This is a genomic window from Microbacterium phycohabitans, from assembly GCF_032464935.1.
GTDB classification, from domain to species: Bacteria; Actinomycetota; Actinomycetes; order Actinomycetales; family Microbacteriaceae; genus Microbacterium; species Microbacterium phycohabitans.
Genome location: NZ_JAWDIT010000005.1, coordinates 103,628 through 117,599 on the forward strand (window position 1 = coordinate 103,628; position 13,972 = coordinate 117,599).

General features: G+C 71.4%; 13 protein-coding genes. 7 read left to right on the forward strand and 6 right to left on the reverse strand.

Translation table 11 applies throughout. The features are described from left to right. Window positions 1-16 precede the first annotated feature (16 nt). Entirely contained in the window at window positions 17-343 is a 327-nt protein-coding gene (locus RWH44_RS13985; protein ID WP_298873933.1) for a DUF4229 domain-containing protein, read from the forward strand. A 191-nt stretch (window positions 344-534) separates the two neighbouring features. On the opposite strand, the gene RWH44_RS13990 is transcribed toward RWH44_RS13985, so the two are convergent. The 3 genes from RWH44_RS13990 to RWH44_RS14000 are packed head-to-tail and all read right to left on the reverse strand — an operon-like array spanning window position 535 to window position 3,639. Beyond that, window positions 535-1,506 (reverse strand): 1,4-dihydroxy-2-naphthoate polyprenyltransferase, encoded by a 972-nt coding sequence (locus RWH44_RS13990; protein WP_316005052.1) that lies wholly within the window; start codon window positions 1,504-1,506, stop codon window positions 535-537. Between the two features lie 11 nt (window positions 1,507-1,517). Beyond that, window positions 1,518-2,720 carry an AMP-binding protein gene (locus RWH44_RS13995; RefSeq protein WP_316005053.1) on the reverse strand — a complete coding sequence of 401 codons (1,203 nt, stop codon included), beginning with the start codon at window positions 2,718-2,720 and terminating at the stop codon, window positions 1,518-1,520. Between the two features lie 16 nt (window positions 2,721-2,736). Continuing rightward, a complete protein-coding gene (locus tag RWH44_RS14000; protein WP_316005054.1) occupies window positions 2,737-3,639 on the reverse strand; it encodes a 1,4-dihydroxy-2-naphthoyl-CoA synthase in 903 nt (300 codons plus the stop codon). A gap of 106 nt (window positions 3,640-3,745) precedes the next feature. Here RWH44_RS14000 and RWH44_RS14005 point away from each other — a divergent pair, with 106 nt between their 5' ends. Further along, window positions 3,746-3,925: a hypothetical protein gene (locus RWH44_RS14005; RefSeq protein ID WP_316005055.1), complete on the forward strand. Its 180-nt coding sequence runs from the start codon at window positions 3,746-3,748 to the stop codon at window positions 3,923-3,925. A gap of 78 nt (window positions 3,926-4,003) precedes the next feature. Here RWH44_RS14005 and RWH44_RS14010 read toward each other — a convergent pair whose 3' ends face one another. After that, window positions 4,004-4,801 carry an LLM class F420-dependent oxidoreductase gene (locus RWH44_RS14010; protein ID WP_316005056.1) on the reverse strand — a complete coding sequence of 266 codons (798 nt, stop codon included), beginning with the start codon at window positions 4,799-4,801 and terminating at the stop codon, window positions 4,004-4,006. 94 nt (window positions 4,802-4,895) lie between these two features. Between RWH44_RS14010 and RWH44_RS14015 the strand changes: the two genes are divergently transcribed. Beyond that, the gene (locus tag RWH44_RS14015) at window positions 4,896-5,075 is read left to right on the forward strand and encodes a hypothetical protein (protein ID WP_316005057.1); all 180 of its coding nucleotides are present in this window, start codon (window positions 4,896-4,898) and stop codon (window positions 5,073-5,075) included. A gap of 16 nt (window positions 5,076-5,091) precedes the next feature. Beyond that, window positions 5,092-6,087: an o-succinylbenzoate synthase gene (locus RWH44_RS14020; protein WP_316005058.1), complete on the forward strand. Its 996-nt coding sequence runs from the start codon at window positions 5,092-5,094 to the stop codon at window positions 6,085-6,087. Here the strand turns inward: RWH44_RS14020 and RWH44_RS14025 are convergent. Further along, a complete protein-coding gene (locus RWH44_RS14025) occupies window positions 6,074-6,700 on the reverse strand; it encodes a TetR/AcrR family transcriptional regulator (RefSeq protein WP_298873949.1) in 627 nt (208 codons plus the stop codon). The genes RWH44_RS14020 and RWH44_RS14025 overlap by 14 nt on opposite strands. 117 nt (window positions 6,701-6,817) lie before the next feature. On the opposite strand from RWH44_RS14025, the gene RWH44_RS14030 reads away from it, so the two are divergent. The 3 genes from RWH44_RS14030 (at window position 6,818) to RWH44_RS14040 (ending at window position 12,896) form a co-directional block, all read left to right on the forward strand. Then, on the forward strand, window positions 6,818-9,706 hold the full coding sequence (locus tag RWH44_RS14030; protein ID WP_316005059.1) for an MMPL family transporter: 2,889 nt from the start codon (window positions 6,818-6,820) through the stop codon (window positions 9,704-9,706). Beyond that, window positions 9,703-11,787: a YhgE/Pip domain-containing protein gene (locus RWH44_RS14035; RefSeq protein ID WP_316005060.1), complete on the forward strand. Its 2,085-nt coding sequence runs from the start codon at window positions 9,703-9,705 to the stop codon at window positions 11,785-11,787. Before RWH44_RS14030 ends, RWH44_RS14035 begins: the two co-directional genes overlap by 4 nt. A gap of 458 nt (window positions 11,788-12,245) precedes the next feature. After that, window positions 12,246-12,896 carry an endonuclease domain-containing protein gene (locus RWH44_RS14040; RefSeq protein WP_316005061.1) on the forward strand — a complete coding sequence of 217 codons (651 nt, stop codon included), beginning with the start codon at window positions 12,246-12,248 and terminating at the stop codon, window positions 12,894-12,896. 67 nt (window positions 12,897-12,963) lie between these two features. On the opposite strand, the gene ccsB is transcribed toward RWH44_RS14040, so the two are convergent. Next, window positions 12,964-13,971 carry a c-type cytochrome biogenesis protein CcsB gene (gene ccsB / locus RWH44_RS14045; RefSeq protein ID WP_316005062.1) on the reverse strand — a complete coding sequence of 336 codons (1,008 nt, stop codon included), beginning with the start codon at window positions 13,969-13,971 and terminating at the stop codon, window positions 12,964-12,966. Between the last annotated feature and the right edge of the window lies 1 nt (window position 13,972).

A 13,972-nucleotide genomic window follows, 5' to 3' on the forward strand; every position in this document is an offset into this window, starting at 1 on the left:
GCCGTAGAATGAAGCAATGCGTGCACGTTCGGCCCTCGTCTACACGGTGCTGCGATTGCTCGCCTTCCTCGTGCCCCTCGGCATCCTGCTGTTGTTCCCGGTGTTCCAGGAGCTGCCGTGGCTCGCCGCGATCTTCGCGGCCCTCATCGGCTTCAGCCTCTCGCTGCTGTTCCTGCGTCGTCCCCTCGAGAAGGTCACCGGCGGACTCGTCGAGCGCCGCGCGCAGCGCAGCACGCCGACCGGCCGCCGCTCCGCTGCGGATTCCGACGCCGACGTCGAAGACGCCGTGGTGGATGCCACGCGCGCCGACGTCGATCGCGATCAGCGGCCCGCCGCGGGCTGAGAGCCGGCCCTCGCCGAGGGGATCGATCACCCGGCAGCATCACGCGGCGCCGTTCACCCGTCGGCGGGCCATCGGCATTCGCGACGCATCGCGCCGCCCGCTCGGCGCGCGGACTCCCGACCGCCACGCATGAGGGGCGGCGGTCGAGGCGCGGCGCTGCGCCCGCCGCCCGGTTCCGTTCGCCCCGCGGTTCAGCCCGCGAACGCCCAGAAGAGCAGCGCGCCGTAGGCCACCGACGTGAAACTCGTCACCTGCAGGGCCGTGATGAGCTCGCGGGGCGTCCGGTAGGTCCACACGATGAGGATCGCGGCCAGGCCCCCGAGCAACGCGATCAAGGTCAGCCAGGCGATCGGGTACACGAACGCCAGGAACACGGCGATCGCGAACGGAACGACCACGAAGAGCGTGAACAGCACCTGGGTGGGGCGCCGGCCGATCAGCACCGACAGCGTGCGCTTCCCGGCGAGGCGGTCCTGGTCGATGTCGCGGAGGTTGTTGGCCAGCAGCACGGCGCACGCGAGAAGTCCCGCGGCGACAGCGCCGAACCACCCCTCCTGCGGCAGAGCCTGCACCTGCAGCCACGTCGTGCCGAGGGTGGCGACGAGCCCGAAGAACACGAAGACGAAGAGCTCGCCCATCGCGTTGTAGCCGTAGGGACGCTTGCCCCCGGTGTAGAACCACGCGGCGACGATGCAGACGGCCCCCACCGCGATCAGCCACCACTGCCCCGTGCGGATGACGAGGGCCAGGCCGATCACCGCGGCGAGCGCGAAGAACGCCAGGGCGACGATCAGCACCGTGCGGGGCTTCGCCTTGCGACCGCCGGTCAGACGCCCGGGACCGACACGCACGTCATCGGTCCCGCGGATGCCGTCGGAGTAGTCGTTGGCGTAGTTGACGCCGATCTGCAGCGCGAACGCCACCGCGAGGCAGGCGAGCGCGATCACCCAGTGGAGCTGCTCGTCGACGAGCGTCGCCGACCCCGTTCCGATCAGCACCGGGGTGATCGCCAGCGGCAGCGTGCGCAGGCGCGCGGCGGCGATCCAGTCGCGCGCGGTGGCCGGAGCGACGGCCTGCGGGGCACCCGCCCTCGCCTTCTGCGGATTGCCGCCGGGGCGACGTTTCTTGGCGGGGTGCGAACGCTTGCGAGAGGGTGCTGCCACGGAGGGAAATCCTATGCCCGGTCCGACCCGTGCCCGGTCGAGCCGCTGCCCGACGGGTGCGCCTGAGCCCGCGGGTCGCGGGCGAGCGCCGCACGCAGGGCCGCGCGATCGGGCTTGCCCGACGACAGGGTCGGGAGCTCGGCGATCGACACGACCCGCGCCGGGCGCGCTGGCGCTCCCATCTCGGCCCCCACCGCCGCGCGGATGCGCTCGAGCGCGGCGGTCTCCTCGGCCGGCGAGATCCCCGGCACGACCACCGCGGATCCCTGTCCCCATTCGGCATCCGGGATCGGAACGACCACCGCCGACTCCAGACCGGCGATACCGCGCACGGCCGCCTCCACCCGATCGAGAGAGACGTTCACGCCGCCCGAGACGATGACGTTGTCGAGCCGACCGGTCACGCGCAGCACGCCGTCGACGATCTCGCCCCCATCGCCCGTGCGGTACCAGCGCGTGCCGTCGGCGTCGACGGGGAAGACGGATGCCGTGCGCTCGGGGTCGCCGAGATACCCCTCGGCGAGCGTGGACCCCGACAGGCGCACCTCGCCGTCGACGACCGACATCCCGACCCCGTCGAGCGGTACGCCGTCGTAGACGCAGCCGCCGCTCGTCTCGCTCGAGCCGTACGTGCGCACGATCCGGGCGCCGAGCGCCTCCGCCCGCTCGGCCACCGAGGGCGCGAGGGCCTGACCGCCGATGAGGATCGCCTCGAACGAGCGCAGCGCTTCGGCCACCGTCGCATCGGCGTCCGCGGCATCCAGCAGCCGCTGCAGCTGCGCGGGAACCAGCGAGGTGTAGGTCGGCACGCGGGCGCCGTTGTCGTGCGACGCCATTCCGCGCGCCGCCGCCGCGAAGGGCTCGGGGCGGAAGGGCCCCGCGACGACCGCCGGCTCCCGATCGGCCAGCAGGGCGCGCACGAGCACCTGCACCCCGGCGACGTAGGTCGCCGGCACCGCGAGCAACCACGCCCCCTCCCCGATGCGCGCCGCCGTCGCGTAGGCGCTCGAGATGAGGGCGTTCCGGCTGATCACGACCGACTTCGGCACCCCGGTCGATCCCGAGGTCGTCACGACGACGGCGGTTCCGGGTGGCACGTCGTCGGGCAGCGCCCCGCCCCCGAGGGCGACGGCGGGACCGGCTCCGACGACGGCCGCGCGCAGCGCGCGCAGCACGTCGCGCGGATCCGTGGATGCCGGCGGCTCGAGCCTCACGCGGGAGCCCCGGCGATCAGTAGTGCCACGGCACGTCGGACCAGTCGGGCTCGCGCTTCTCGAGGAAGGAGTCACGACCCTCGACGGCCTCGTCGGTGCCGTACGCGAGACGCGTCGCCTCGCCGGCGAACAGCTGCTGACCGACGAGTCCGTCGTCGACGGCGTTGAAGGCGTACTTGAGCATGCGGATCGCGGTGGGCGACTTCGTCAGGATCGTGCGGGCCATCGACAGCGCCTCGCGCTCGAGCTCGGCGTGCGCGACGACACGGTTGACCGCGCCCATCTCGTACGCCCGCTCGGCGGAGTACTCCTCGGCGAGGAAGAAGATCTCGCGCGCGAACTTCTGCCCGATCTGGCGCGCGAAGTAGGCCGAGCCGTATCCGGCGTCGAACGAGCCGACATCGGCATCCGTCTGCTTGAAGCGGCCGTGCTCGCGGCTGGCGATCGACAGGTCGCAGACGACGTTGAGCGAGTGGCCGCCGCCCGCCGCCCAGCCGGGGACCACGGCGATGACGACCTTCGGCATGAACCGGATGAGGCGCTGCACCTCGAGGATGTGCAGGCGGCCGGCGCGGCCCGGATCGTGCACGACGTTCTCTTCGTGGGAGTACTTGTACCCGTCGCGCCCGCGGATGCGCTGATCGCCCCCCGAGCAGAACGCCCAGCCGCCGTCTTTCGCACTCGGACCGTTGCCGGTCAGGAGCACGACGCCGATCCGGTGGTCCTGGCGGGCGATGTCGAGGGCGCGGTACAGCTCGTCGACGGTGTGCGGTCGGAAGGCGTTGCGCACCTCCGGGCGGTCGAACGCGATGCGCGCGACGCGACCGTCGTGGGTGACGTGGGCCGTGATGTCGGTGTAGTCCTCGGCGCCGGGCGCCAGGGTCCATTCCGCGGGGTCGAAGAGCTCGGAGACGGTCACGGTTTCAGCCTACGCGCGGGCGCCGCGCCACGGCCGTCGGGCGCCGACCTGTGGACGGATCTCGGGAAGAACCGTAGCGTGGGCACCCCCGACGATCGGAGTCATCATGACGAAGAAGGTGTCGATTCTGGGTCGCATCCGGGAGTACTTCCTGGGTGCCCCCTCGCACGACCAGTCCGAGGACGCGCGCCGCTCGATGAACCATCAGAGCGAGACGGCGTACTACGCCGGCGAGGCAGTGAAGAACGGGACCGGAACCTCGGGCGGGGCGCAGTTCACGCCGTGAACGCAACAGCGGCACCCCGACCGGTTCGGGGTGCCGCTGTCGTCGCGGGGCACCCCTGATCAGTCGGGGTGCCCGCTGTCACGCGTTCTTGGCGTCGCGCCAGCGCAGCCACCGCTCGACGAGCGAGTAATCCCACTCGGGCCCCGAGAAGCCGAGCGTGAACAGGCGCGTACCGGCCTCGAAGAGGGCGTCGGCGACGTCCTCGTCGCGGTCCTTGAGCTCGTTCGACACGACGAGGGTCGACAGGTCGCGCTGCTCGGTCTCGGCCCAGCGCTCGATGACCTCGAACTTGTGCGGCAGCTCGTCGGGCGTGACGAAGCTGTGCCAGATGTGGGCGTGCCGGGCGACCATGCGAAGCGTCTTCTGCTCGCCCTTGCCGCCGATCATGACGGGGATCTCGCGGGTGGGGGCGGGGTTGAGCTTCGACCAGCGAGCGGCGATGCGGTCGAGGTCGGTCGCGAGGGCGTTCAGACGCGAGCCCGCGGTGCCGAACTCGTAGCCGTACTCGTCGTAATCGCGCTGGAACCAGCCCGAACCGGTGCCGAAGATGAAGCGGCCGGTGTCGCCGCCCTTCTTGCTGATGTGGTCGACGGTGCGGGCCATATCGGCCTGCAGGTCGGCGTTGCGGTAGCTGTTGCAGTTGACCAGGGCGCCGAACTCGACGCGCTCGGTCTGCTCGGCCCAGGCCGACAGCATCGTCCACGCCTCGAAATGCTCGCCGTCGGGGTCGCCGTAGAGCGGGAAGAAGTGGTCCCAGTTGAACAGGACGTCGACGCCCATCTCCTCGAGACGGAAGACGGCGTCGCGGATGTCGGAGTAGTGCACGTGCTGCGGCTGGATCTGGACGCCGAGCCGTACCGGGGTGTCGAAGAGCATGGCGTCAGCCTATGCCCGTGCCCGCGCGCCGGGACGGGTAGACCACGGGCTCGATCGCCCGTAGCGTGGAGGGTTCCCGACGATCGGAGTCATCATGACGAAGAAGATGTCGAAGCTCTCGCGGTTGCGCGACTACCTCTTCGGTCCGCGCCGCACGCACGAGCAGGCCGAGGACGCTCAGCGGTCCCTGGACTCGCAGAAAGACCTCTCCTCCTACACCGCCGAACGCCAGACGTTCTGGTTCGGCGGGTTCGGCGGCGGCGGACCCCGCTGAGGGACATGATGAGGGCATGAGCACCGTCGCCCTCCCCCCGCTCGCCGACATCCTGTCCACCGCGCGGGTGGTCTCACTCACCCTCGCCGCCCGGTTCCGCGGCATCCTGGTGCGCGAAGCGATGGTCTTCGAGGGGCCGGAGGGGTGGACGGAGTTCTCACCCTTCGTCGAATACGGCGACGTCGAGGCCGCCACCTGGCTCGCCGGGGCCATCGACTACGGGTGGACCGCAGCGCCCACCCCGGTCCGCGAGGGTGTCGGGGTGAACGCCACGATGCCCGCGGTGGCGGCATCCGAGGTCGCGGGTCTCCTCGCCCGATACGACGGATGCCGGACGGTCAAGGTCAAGGTGGCCGAGCCTGGGCAGACCCTCGCCGACGACGTGGCGCGGGTGCGGGCGGTGCGCGAGAGCATGGGCCCGGAGGGGCGGGTGCGCGTCGATGCCAATGCGGCGTGGAACGTCGACGAGGCCGAGCGCGCGGTGCACGCCCTGGCCGCGTTCGACCTGGAGTACGTCGAGCAGCCGTGCGCCGAGATCGAGGAGCTCGTGCAGTTGCGGGAGCGCATCGGCTACCTCGACATCCCGATCGCCGCCGACGAGAGCGTCCGGAAGGCCGCCGACCCGCTCCGGGTCGCGCGCAGCGGCGCGGCCGATCTGCTCGTCATCAAGGCGCAGCCCCTCGGCGGCGTCCATGCGGCCCGCGAGATCGTGCGGCAGGCGGGACTCCCCGTCGTCGTCTCCAGCGCCCTCGACACCTCGATCGGCCTGTCGATGGGCGCGGCGCTGGCGGCATCCCTGCCCGAGCTGCCCTACGACTGCGGACTGGGGACCGCGTCGCTCTTCACCACCGACGTCGTGGCATCCCCCCTCGTGGCCCGGGGTGGGGTGCTGCCCCTCGAGCGTCCGCGCCCGTCCGCTACCGATCTCGACCGAGTGGCGGCCGACGACGAGCGGCGCGACTGGTGGCTGGCGCGCCTCGGCCGCTGCTACGAGTTGCTCACTCGAGGATGAGCCCGACCACCTGCGACAGCCGCTCGGCCAGACCGGACCGCGACTCGGACGGCGCTTGACGGGTGAGCAGTGCCGTCTCGGAGGTCGTGATCCACACCGACAGCAGGAGGTCGGTCGCCACGTCGGCGGGCACGCGCAGCGAGAGCCCCCGCGCACCGGCGATGTCGCGGACGAGCTGCGTGACGCTCTCCCCCAGGCCCTGGTTGAGAGCCAGGTAGGCCTCGGCGAAACCCGGATTGCGCAGCGCCTGCAGACGCGTCTCGGCTCCCAGGAGCACGTCGAGGCGGTCCTCGCCGGTGGCCTCGAGCACCTCCTGGACGAGCTGCAGCACGTCGCCGGCGTCTTCGAGGCCGCGGCTCTCGATCGAGGTGACGCGCTCGCGCACCGCCGCGATCGTGGTCTCCGCCGACCGGGCGCACAGGGCGAGGAAGAGTTCTTCCTTCGAGCCGAAGTTCGAGTAGAACGCCCCGCGGGTGAAACCCGCGCGCTCGCAGACGGCCTCGACCGACGCGGCGTCGATGCCGACCTCGGCGAACATCTCGGCTGCGGCATCCATGAGGCGGATGCGCGTGTTCTCGCGGCGGCGCGTCGTCGCGGGCGCGGAATCGGTCATCCGGGGCCTCCTGTTCTCGGGCGACATCCAGGTTCGACACCACCCCCGAGGGTCTAGGATACATTGTTGTATCCGATACGGTGATGTATCGACCCGTTCACCGATCTGGGAGCCACCGTGTCGACATTCCTGTACACCCTCGGGCGTTGGTCGTTCCGCCACCCGTGGCGCGTCCTCACGGCGTGGCTGCTGGTTCTCGTGATCGCCGGGGGCGGCGTCGCGCTGTTCGCGAAGGGCACCGACAACACCTTCGCGATCCCCGGCACCGAGTCGCAGGCGGGTCTCGAGATGCTCGGGCGCACCTTCCCCCAGGTGAGCGGTGCGAGCGCCGAGATCATCGTGGTCTCCGCCGACGGAGCGAAGGTCACCGATCCGGCGTATCAGGACGCCGTGCAGAAGACCACGAGCGACATCGGCGGTCTCGACTTCGTCGAAGCCGTGACCGACCCCTACGACACGCGCATCTCGGGGGGCATCTCCGACGACGAGCGGGCGGCCATCGTCCGCATCCAGTTCTCGGGCGAGGCCACCGAGGTCCCGCAGGCGACCGAAGACGGACTCCGCGAGGCCGCGACGGCCCTCGGAGAGGCTCTCCCCTCGGGTTCGCAGGCCGTGCTGGGCGGGCAACTCTTCGCCACCGAGATCCCCGGCGCCTCCCTCACCGAAGCCCTCGGCGTGCTCATCGCGGCTCTCGTGCTGATGGTCACGTTCCGCTCGTTCCTGGTGGCCGGGATGCCGCTGGCCACCGCGATCCTGGGCGTCGCCCTCTCGATCGCCCTCATCTTCATCGCGACCGGCTTCGCGACGGTGTCGTCGACGACCCCGCTGCTGGCGGTGATGCTGGGCCTCGCGGTCGGCATCGACTACGCGCTCTTCATCGTGTCGCGACATCAAGACCAGACGAGAGCGGGCATGGACCCCGAGGAGTCCACGGCCCGCGCGGTCGGCACCGCCGGCTCGGCCGTGGTGTTCGCCGGGATCACGGTGCTCATCGCCCTCATCGGGCTGAGCTTCGCCGGCATCCCCTTCCTCACGACCATGGGCATCGCGGCCTCCGTGGCGGTCGCGATCGCGGTGTGCGTGGGGCTGACTCTCACGCCGGCCTTCCTCGGCTTCGCCGGTCACCGCGTCGTCGGGTGGGGATACAAGCGTGCGAAGAAGCGGTCCCGCACCGCCACCGCCGAAGACGACGCGGCCGCCGCCGAAGAGGCCGCCGCCGAGAGTCTGCGGCGCGCCACCACGGCGGCCGTGCGCGCTCAGCGCAACGGTCCCGCGAAGCGGTGGGTGGGCCTGGTCACCCGGCACCCGGTCGTCACCACCGTCGCCGTCATCGGCCTGCTGGGCGTCACCGCGATCCCGGCCGCGTCGCTCGCTCTGACCCTCCCCAACGCCGGCCAGCTGCCCGAGGGCGACGAGGCACGCGTGGCCTACGAGCTGACCGACGAGTACTTCGGGCCGGGTGCGAACGGGCCGCTCATCATGACCGGCACGATCGTGACCTCGAACGACCCGTTGAACCTCATGACGAGCATCGGCGACGAGATCGCGAAGATCCCCGGGGTCGCCGAGGTGGCCCTGGCCACCCCCAACGAGACCGCCGACACCGGCATCGTGCAGATCGTCCCCGAGACCGCGCCCGACGACCCCCGCACCGCCGATCTCGTCCGCGAGCTCCGCGCGCAGGAAGACCGCCTGTACGACGAGTTCGGCGTGCGTCTGCTCGTCACCGGCTACACCGCCGTGACGATCGACATCTCCGACCAGCTCGGAGCCGCGCTCCTGCCCTTCGGCCTCTTCGTCGTCGGACTCTCCCTCGTGCTGCTGATGATCGTCTTCCGCTCCATCTGGGTGCCGCTCACCGCCGCCGGCGGATACCTGCTGTCGGTCGCCGCGTCGTTCGGCGTCGTCGCCGCCGTGTTCGAGTGGGGATGGTTCGCCGACGCCCTGCACGTGGCGAAGGTCGGGCCGATCATCAGCTTCATGCCGATCGTCGTCATGGGCGTGCTGTTCGGCCTCGCGATGGACTACCAGGTCTTCCTCGTCTCGCGCATGCGCGAGGACTACGTTCACGCGAAGCGCGAGGGGCGCACGCCCCGCGAGGTGGCGCTCGGCGCGGTGCGCAGCGGCTTCGCGGCATCCGCCCGCGTCGTCGTGGCGGCCGCGGTCATCATGTTCGCCGTCTTCGTGGCGTTCGTGCCCGAGGGCGACTCGAGCCTCAAGCCCATCGCCCTGGGCCTCGCGGTCGGTGTCGCGGTCGACGCGTTCCTCGTGCGCATGACCCTCGTGCCGGCGATCCTCGCGCTGCTGGGCGCGAAGGCCTGGTGGATGCCGCGCTGGCTCGACCGCATCCTGCCCAAGCTCGACGTCGAGGGCGAGGCCGTCGAGCGCGAGGTGCACCTCGCCGATTGGCCCTCCGAGCCCGCGACGGCGATCGCCGCCGACGACCTGCGCATCAGCGTCCTCTCGGACGCCGAAGAACCCGTGTTCCGCGACGTGTCGCTGCGCCTGGGCTACGGCGGCACGCTGCTCGTGACCGGAGAGACGCGCACCACGCGCACGCTCCTGCTCGCCCTCGCCGGTCGTCTGTCGACGATCGAGGGGAAGCTTCGCGTCGACGGACTCCTGGTGCCCGAGCGCGCGGGTGCCGTGCGCGCCCGCGTCGGTGTCGCCCTGCTCGACGACCCGGACACCGCCGAGGCCGACGTGGCCCAGGCCGTCGCCCGGGGAACGCGCATCGTCGTCGTGTCCGACATCGACCGCCTCGACGACGACGCCCGCGACGACGTCGCGCACGTGCTCCGCCGTGCCGCCGTCGAGGCCCGCGAACGCTCGGGCGACGCGTCGTCGCCCTTCACGCTCGTCGTCTCCGCTCGCGACGAGCGCCGAGCCCTCGCCCTGCTGTCCGAGGCGCACCGTCCCGACGTGGCATCCCTGCCGTTGCCCACACCCCGCCGGCACCGCGCCGAACCCGAAACCTACGCCGATCTCTCCGAGGTGTTCGCATGACTCTCCCCGTCGAGCGCTCCCGCTCGCGCCGCCCCGTCACCTGGCTGACGCTGATCGGTGTGCTGCTGCTGCCCGCCGTGATCGGCGGCATCCTGGTCGGCGCGCTCTACAACCCCACCGACCGGCTCGAGAACATCACCGCCGCGATCGTCAACGACGACAAGGCCGTCGAGCTCGACGGTCAGCTCGTCCCCCTCGGTCGACAGCTCACCGGCGGCCTCGTGAAGGGCGCCGACGACCAGCCGAGCAACATCGACTGGGTCATCTCGAACGATCAGGATGCCGCGGCCGGTCTCGCCGACGGGACCTACACCGCGGTCGTGACCATCCCCGAGAACTTCACCGCCGCCTCGCTCTCGACGCGGCCCGGCGAGACGCCGGTCAAGGCGACCATCGGGGTGCAGACGGCCCCCGACGCGCGCGTCGTCGACGGCGCGATCACCTCCGCGCTCGCCACCACCGCGACCAGTGTGTACGGCGGCGAACTGTCGTCGCAGTATCTGAAGAACGTCTTCCTCGGCTTCACCACGCTGAGCGACCAGCTCGGCACGGCCGCCAGCGGCGCGCACCAGCTCGCCGACGGCGCCTCGAAGGCTGCCTCCGGCGCGGGCGACCTGCGCGACGGGCTCGGTCAGCTGTCCAGCGGAGCCTCGAGCCTCGCTGACGGGGCGTCGCAGCTCGCGGCCGGCGCGGGTCCGCTCGCCGACGGGGCGACGCAGCTCGCATCCGGCTCAACCGCCCTCGCGAACGGGACGCGGGATGCCGCGGCGGGCGTGAACAAGCTCGCGACCGGGGCCGATGGGATCGCAGCGGGCAATCAGCAGCTCGCGACGCAGATCAACGGTCTGGCCGATCAGATCCCCCCGGGCTTCTCCGACGACGCGCAGAAGCTCGCAGACGCGGCTCCGCAGGTCAACACGGCCCTCGTCGACGCCGCAGCGGCCCTGCAGAAAGCCGCCGCCGACTGCACCGGCACTCCCGAGCAGTGCCAAGCACTGCGAGACGCCTCCGATGCCGCGAACGAGGCCCTCCCGCAGGCGACGCAGACGGTCACGCGGATCGGCGACCTCGCCGGTCAGGCCTCGCAGCTGCCCGCCGGCATCCGCGCCATCGCCGATGCCAACCAGCAGCTCGCAGACGGTGCGACCGGCCTCGCCGGCGGTGCCCGTGAAGCGGCGTCCGGTCTCGGCACGCTCGCCGGCGGCATGGACGGCATCGCCGGAGGTGCGACGAAGCTCGCCGACGGCGCGAAGCAGTTCGGCACGGGTGCCGCTGCCATCAGCTCGGGCGCCGCGCAGCTGGCATCCGGAGCCACCGGCGCCGAAGACGGAGCGGCGCAGCTCGCCGACGGCGTGGGCCAGGTCGCGACCGGCACCTCGTCGCTCGCTGACGGGCTCGACTCCGCCGTCGCGCAGCTGCCGACGTACACCGACACCCAGGCGACCACCCTCGCCGACGTCGTGGCCGATCCCGTGTCGGCGACCGGCGCCGACAACTCGCTGTTCGGCCTCGCGGCGGTTCCGCTGCTGGCCATGGCCGTGCTGTGGTTCGGCGGGCTCGCGTCGTTCGTGGCGTTCCAGGCGGTGTCGGCGCGCGCTCTCACCAGCCGCCGTCCCTCCGCTCTGGTGGCGCTCCGCGGCTTCGCCCCGGCGGCACTCGTCGGCGCCGTGCAGGGCCTGCTGGTGGCCGCGGTCGTGCAGATCGCGTCGAAGTACGACTGGGGCGACTGGGCCCTCTTCGCCCTCGTCTGCGTCGCGGCCGGCATCGCCTTCGCCGCCGTTCATCAGGCTCTCGTCGCGGTGTTCGGCGGGGCCGGACGATGGATCGCCGCCGTGATCGGGGCCCTCGCCCTGGGTGCGAGCATCGTCTCGACCGTGCCGCCCGCGCTGGCCGCCGTGGCATCCCTGCTGCCCACCGCCCCGGCCTACGACGCGATGCTCGGCGCCCTTTCGTCGGCCGGCGGAGTGGGAGCCGGTGTCGCCGGGTTCGTGGTGTGGGCCGTGCTGTCGCTGATCGCGACGACCCTGATCGTGGTGCGCCGCCGCACGACCTCCGCCCGCGCCGCCGCCCAGCCCGCGTAACCGCGCGCCGCGCGAGCGCCGTCGGCCCAGCCCGGGTCGCGGCTCCGCCACCCACTCAGTCGAGTGTCCAGGAAACGCCGATGCACGGCCCGCTCGGACGGGGTTTCTTGGACACTCACCCGAGGGGGCGCTGGACGCGGTGGGTCCTCCACAGGGAGTGTTGTCCACAGGCCGCGGGGACATAAGATGCGGGGCTGGCGGACGTGGTGTGGGCTGGCGACATGCGATCGCGACCGCTTCCGCCTGAACTCGGCTCGGCGTTCCACGTGCGGGAGGCAGACGAACACGGCGTCCTGCGTCGACGGCTCAGCGCGCACGATCTGCGGTCACCGTTCCACGGTGTTCGCATCACCCGCGAGCAGTCTCTGACCCGTCTCGAGGATCGCTGCCGAGCGTTCCTCCCACGAATGGTCGGGGCGCAGTTCTTCAGCCATTCCACCGCCGCCTCCCTGTGGGGGATGCCTCTCCCCATCCCGCACGACGATCTGCTGCACGTGAGTGCGATTCCTCCCGCGCGGGAGCCTCGAACGGCCGGGATCGTCGGCCACCGGGTGTCGATGCCGCCGGACGGCGTGACACTTCTCAATGACCTGCCGATCGCAACACGCGTCGAAACCTGGGCGCAGCTCGGCACCATGCTGCGGCGTGAGGATCTGGTCGCCGCGGGCGATTGGGCCCTGACGCAGGGCGAGTCCGCGTCGGATCTTCACGAGGCCGCCGGCCGTGCGGGTCGGCGCGGGGCCGTCACCCTCCGCGAGGCGGTCGAGCTGATCCGACCGGGTGTCGAGTCTCCACGCGAGACGCTCGTTCGTCTGCTGCTGGTCGACGCCGGTCTGCCCGAACCGCGGATCAACTGGACGCTGCGGACCCCGGAGGGCGTCTTCGTCGCACGGCTCGATCTGGCCTACCCCGACGAGCGCGTCGCGGTCGAATACGACGGCCGGCAGCACGCGGACGCCGAGCAGTTCCGCCGGGATGCCGACCGCTGGCGCGCCATCGCGCGCGAAGGCTGGACGCTGATCCGAGTCGTCGCTCACCACCTCGACGCGCCCCAGCGCGACGTCGTGGCCCCGGTCGCCCGTGCTCTCCGCGCGGCCGAAAAGCCTTGAGTGTCGGGCGCACGCGGAGGGCCCGCCCGGCGACAGCCGGACGGGCCCGAAAGCGAAGCGCAGCGCTTTACGTCGTCAAGCCGCTGTAGGCGTGCAGGCCCTTGAAGAAGACGTTGACGATCGTGAAGTTGAACATCACCGCGGTGAAGCCGATGATCGACAGCCACGCCGATCGCGTGCCGCGCCAGCCGCGGGTCGCGCGGGCGTGGATGTATCCCGCGTAGAGCACCCAGATGACGAAGGTCCAGACTTCCTTGGTGTCGAAGCCCCAGAAGCGGCCCCACGCGTCGTTCGCCCAGATGGAACCGGCGATCAGGGTGAAGGTCCAGAAGATGAAGCCGACGATCGCGAAGCGGTAGGCCAGCGACTCCAGGGCGTCCGCATTCGGAACCGTGCGCAGGAAGCTGCGCTTGGGTGCGGCATCCACCGGGGCTTCGGCGAGCTTTCGCTCGCGCCGCGTCTGGATGAGCTGCACGACGGAGAGCCCGAAGGCGAGGGCGAACAGCGCCGTCGCCAGGCTCGCGACGAACACGTGCACGACGAGCCAGACCGACTTCAGCGGGTCGGCGAGCGGAACGACCTCGACGTGGAACGCCAGCGTCGCGCCGCCGAGCAGCAGCACCGCGAGGCCGGTCATGAGCGAGCCCAGGAAGCGCAGGTCGTACCGCGTGAGCACGGCGAGGTAGACCGCGATGATCAGCAGCAGGCCGGTCATGGCGAACTCGTACATGTTCGACCACGGCACGCGCTCGGCCGCGATTCCGCGCAGCACCGTTGCGACGAGGTGGAAGACGAAGCCGAGCGCCGTCAGAACCGTGCCCAGTCGCGCCCACAGGTAGCGGGGCTTCGCCGCCGGAGTGGATGCCGATGACCCGCCACCCGCGGAGATCACTCCCCCGCCGCCCGCGGTCACGAGCTCGCGTGCGACGACCTCGTCTTTCGCCTTGAGCGCGAGGTCGGAGCGGCGTGCGAGGTCGATGGCGTAGGCGATGAACGCCAGCACGTAGATGGCGACCGCCGTCCACACCAGGAGGAGGGAGATCTCGTCGAGGAGAAGCGGGTCGGTTCCGGGCATG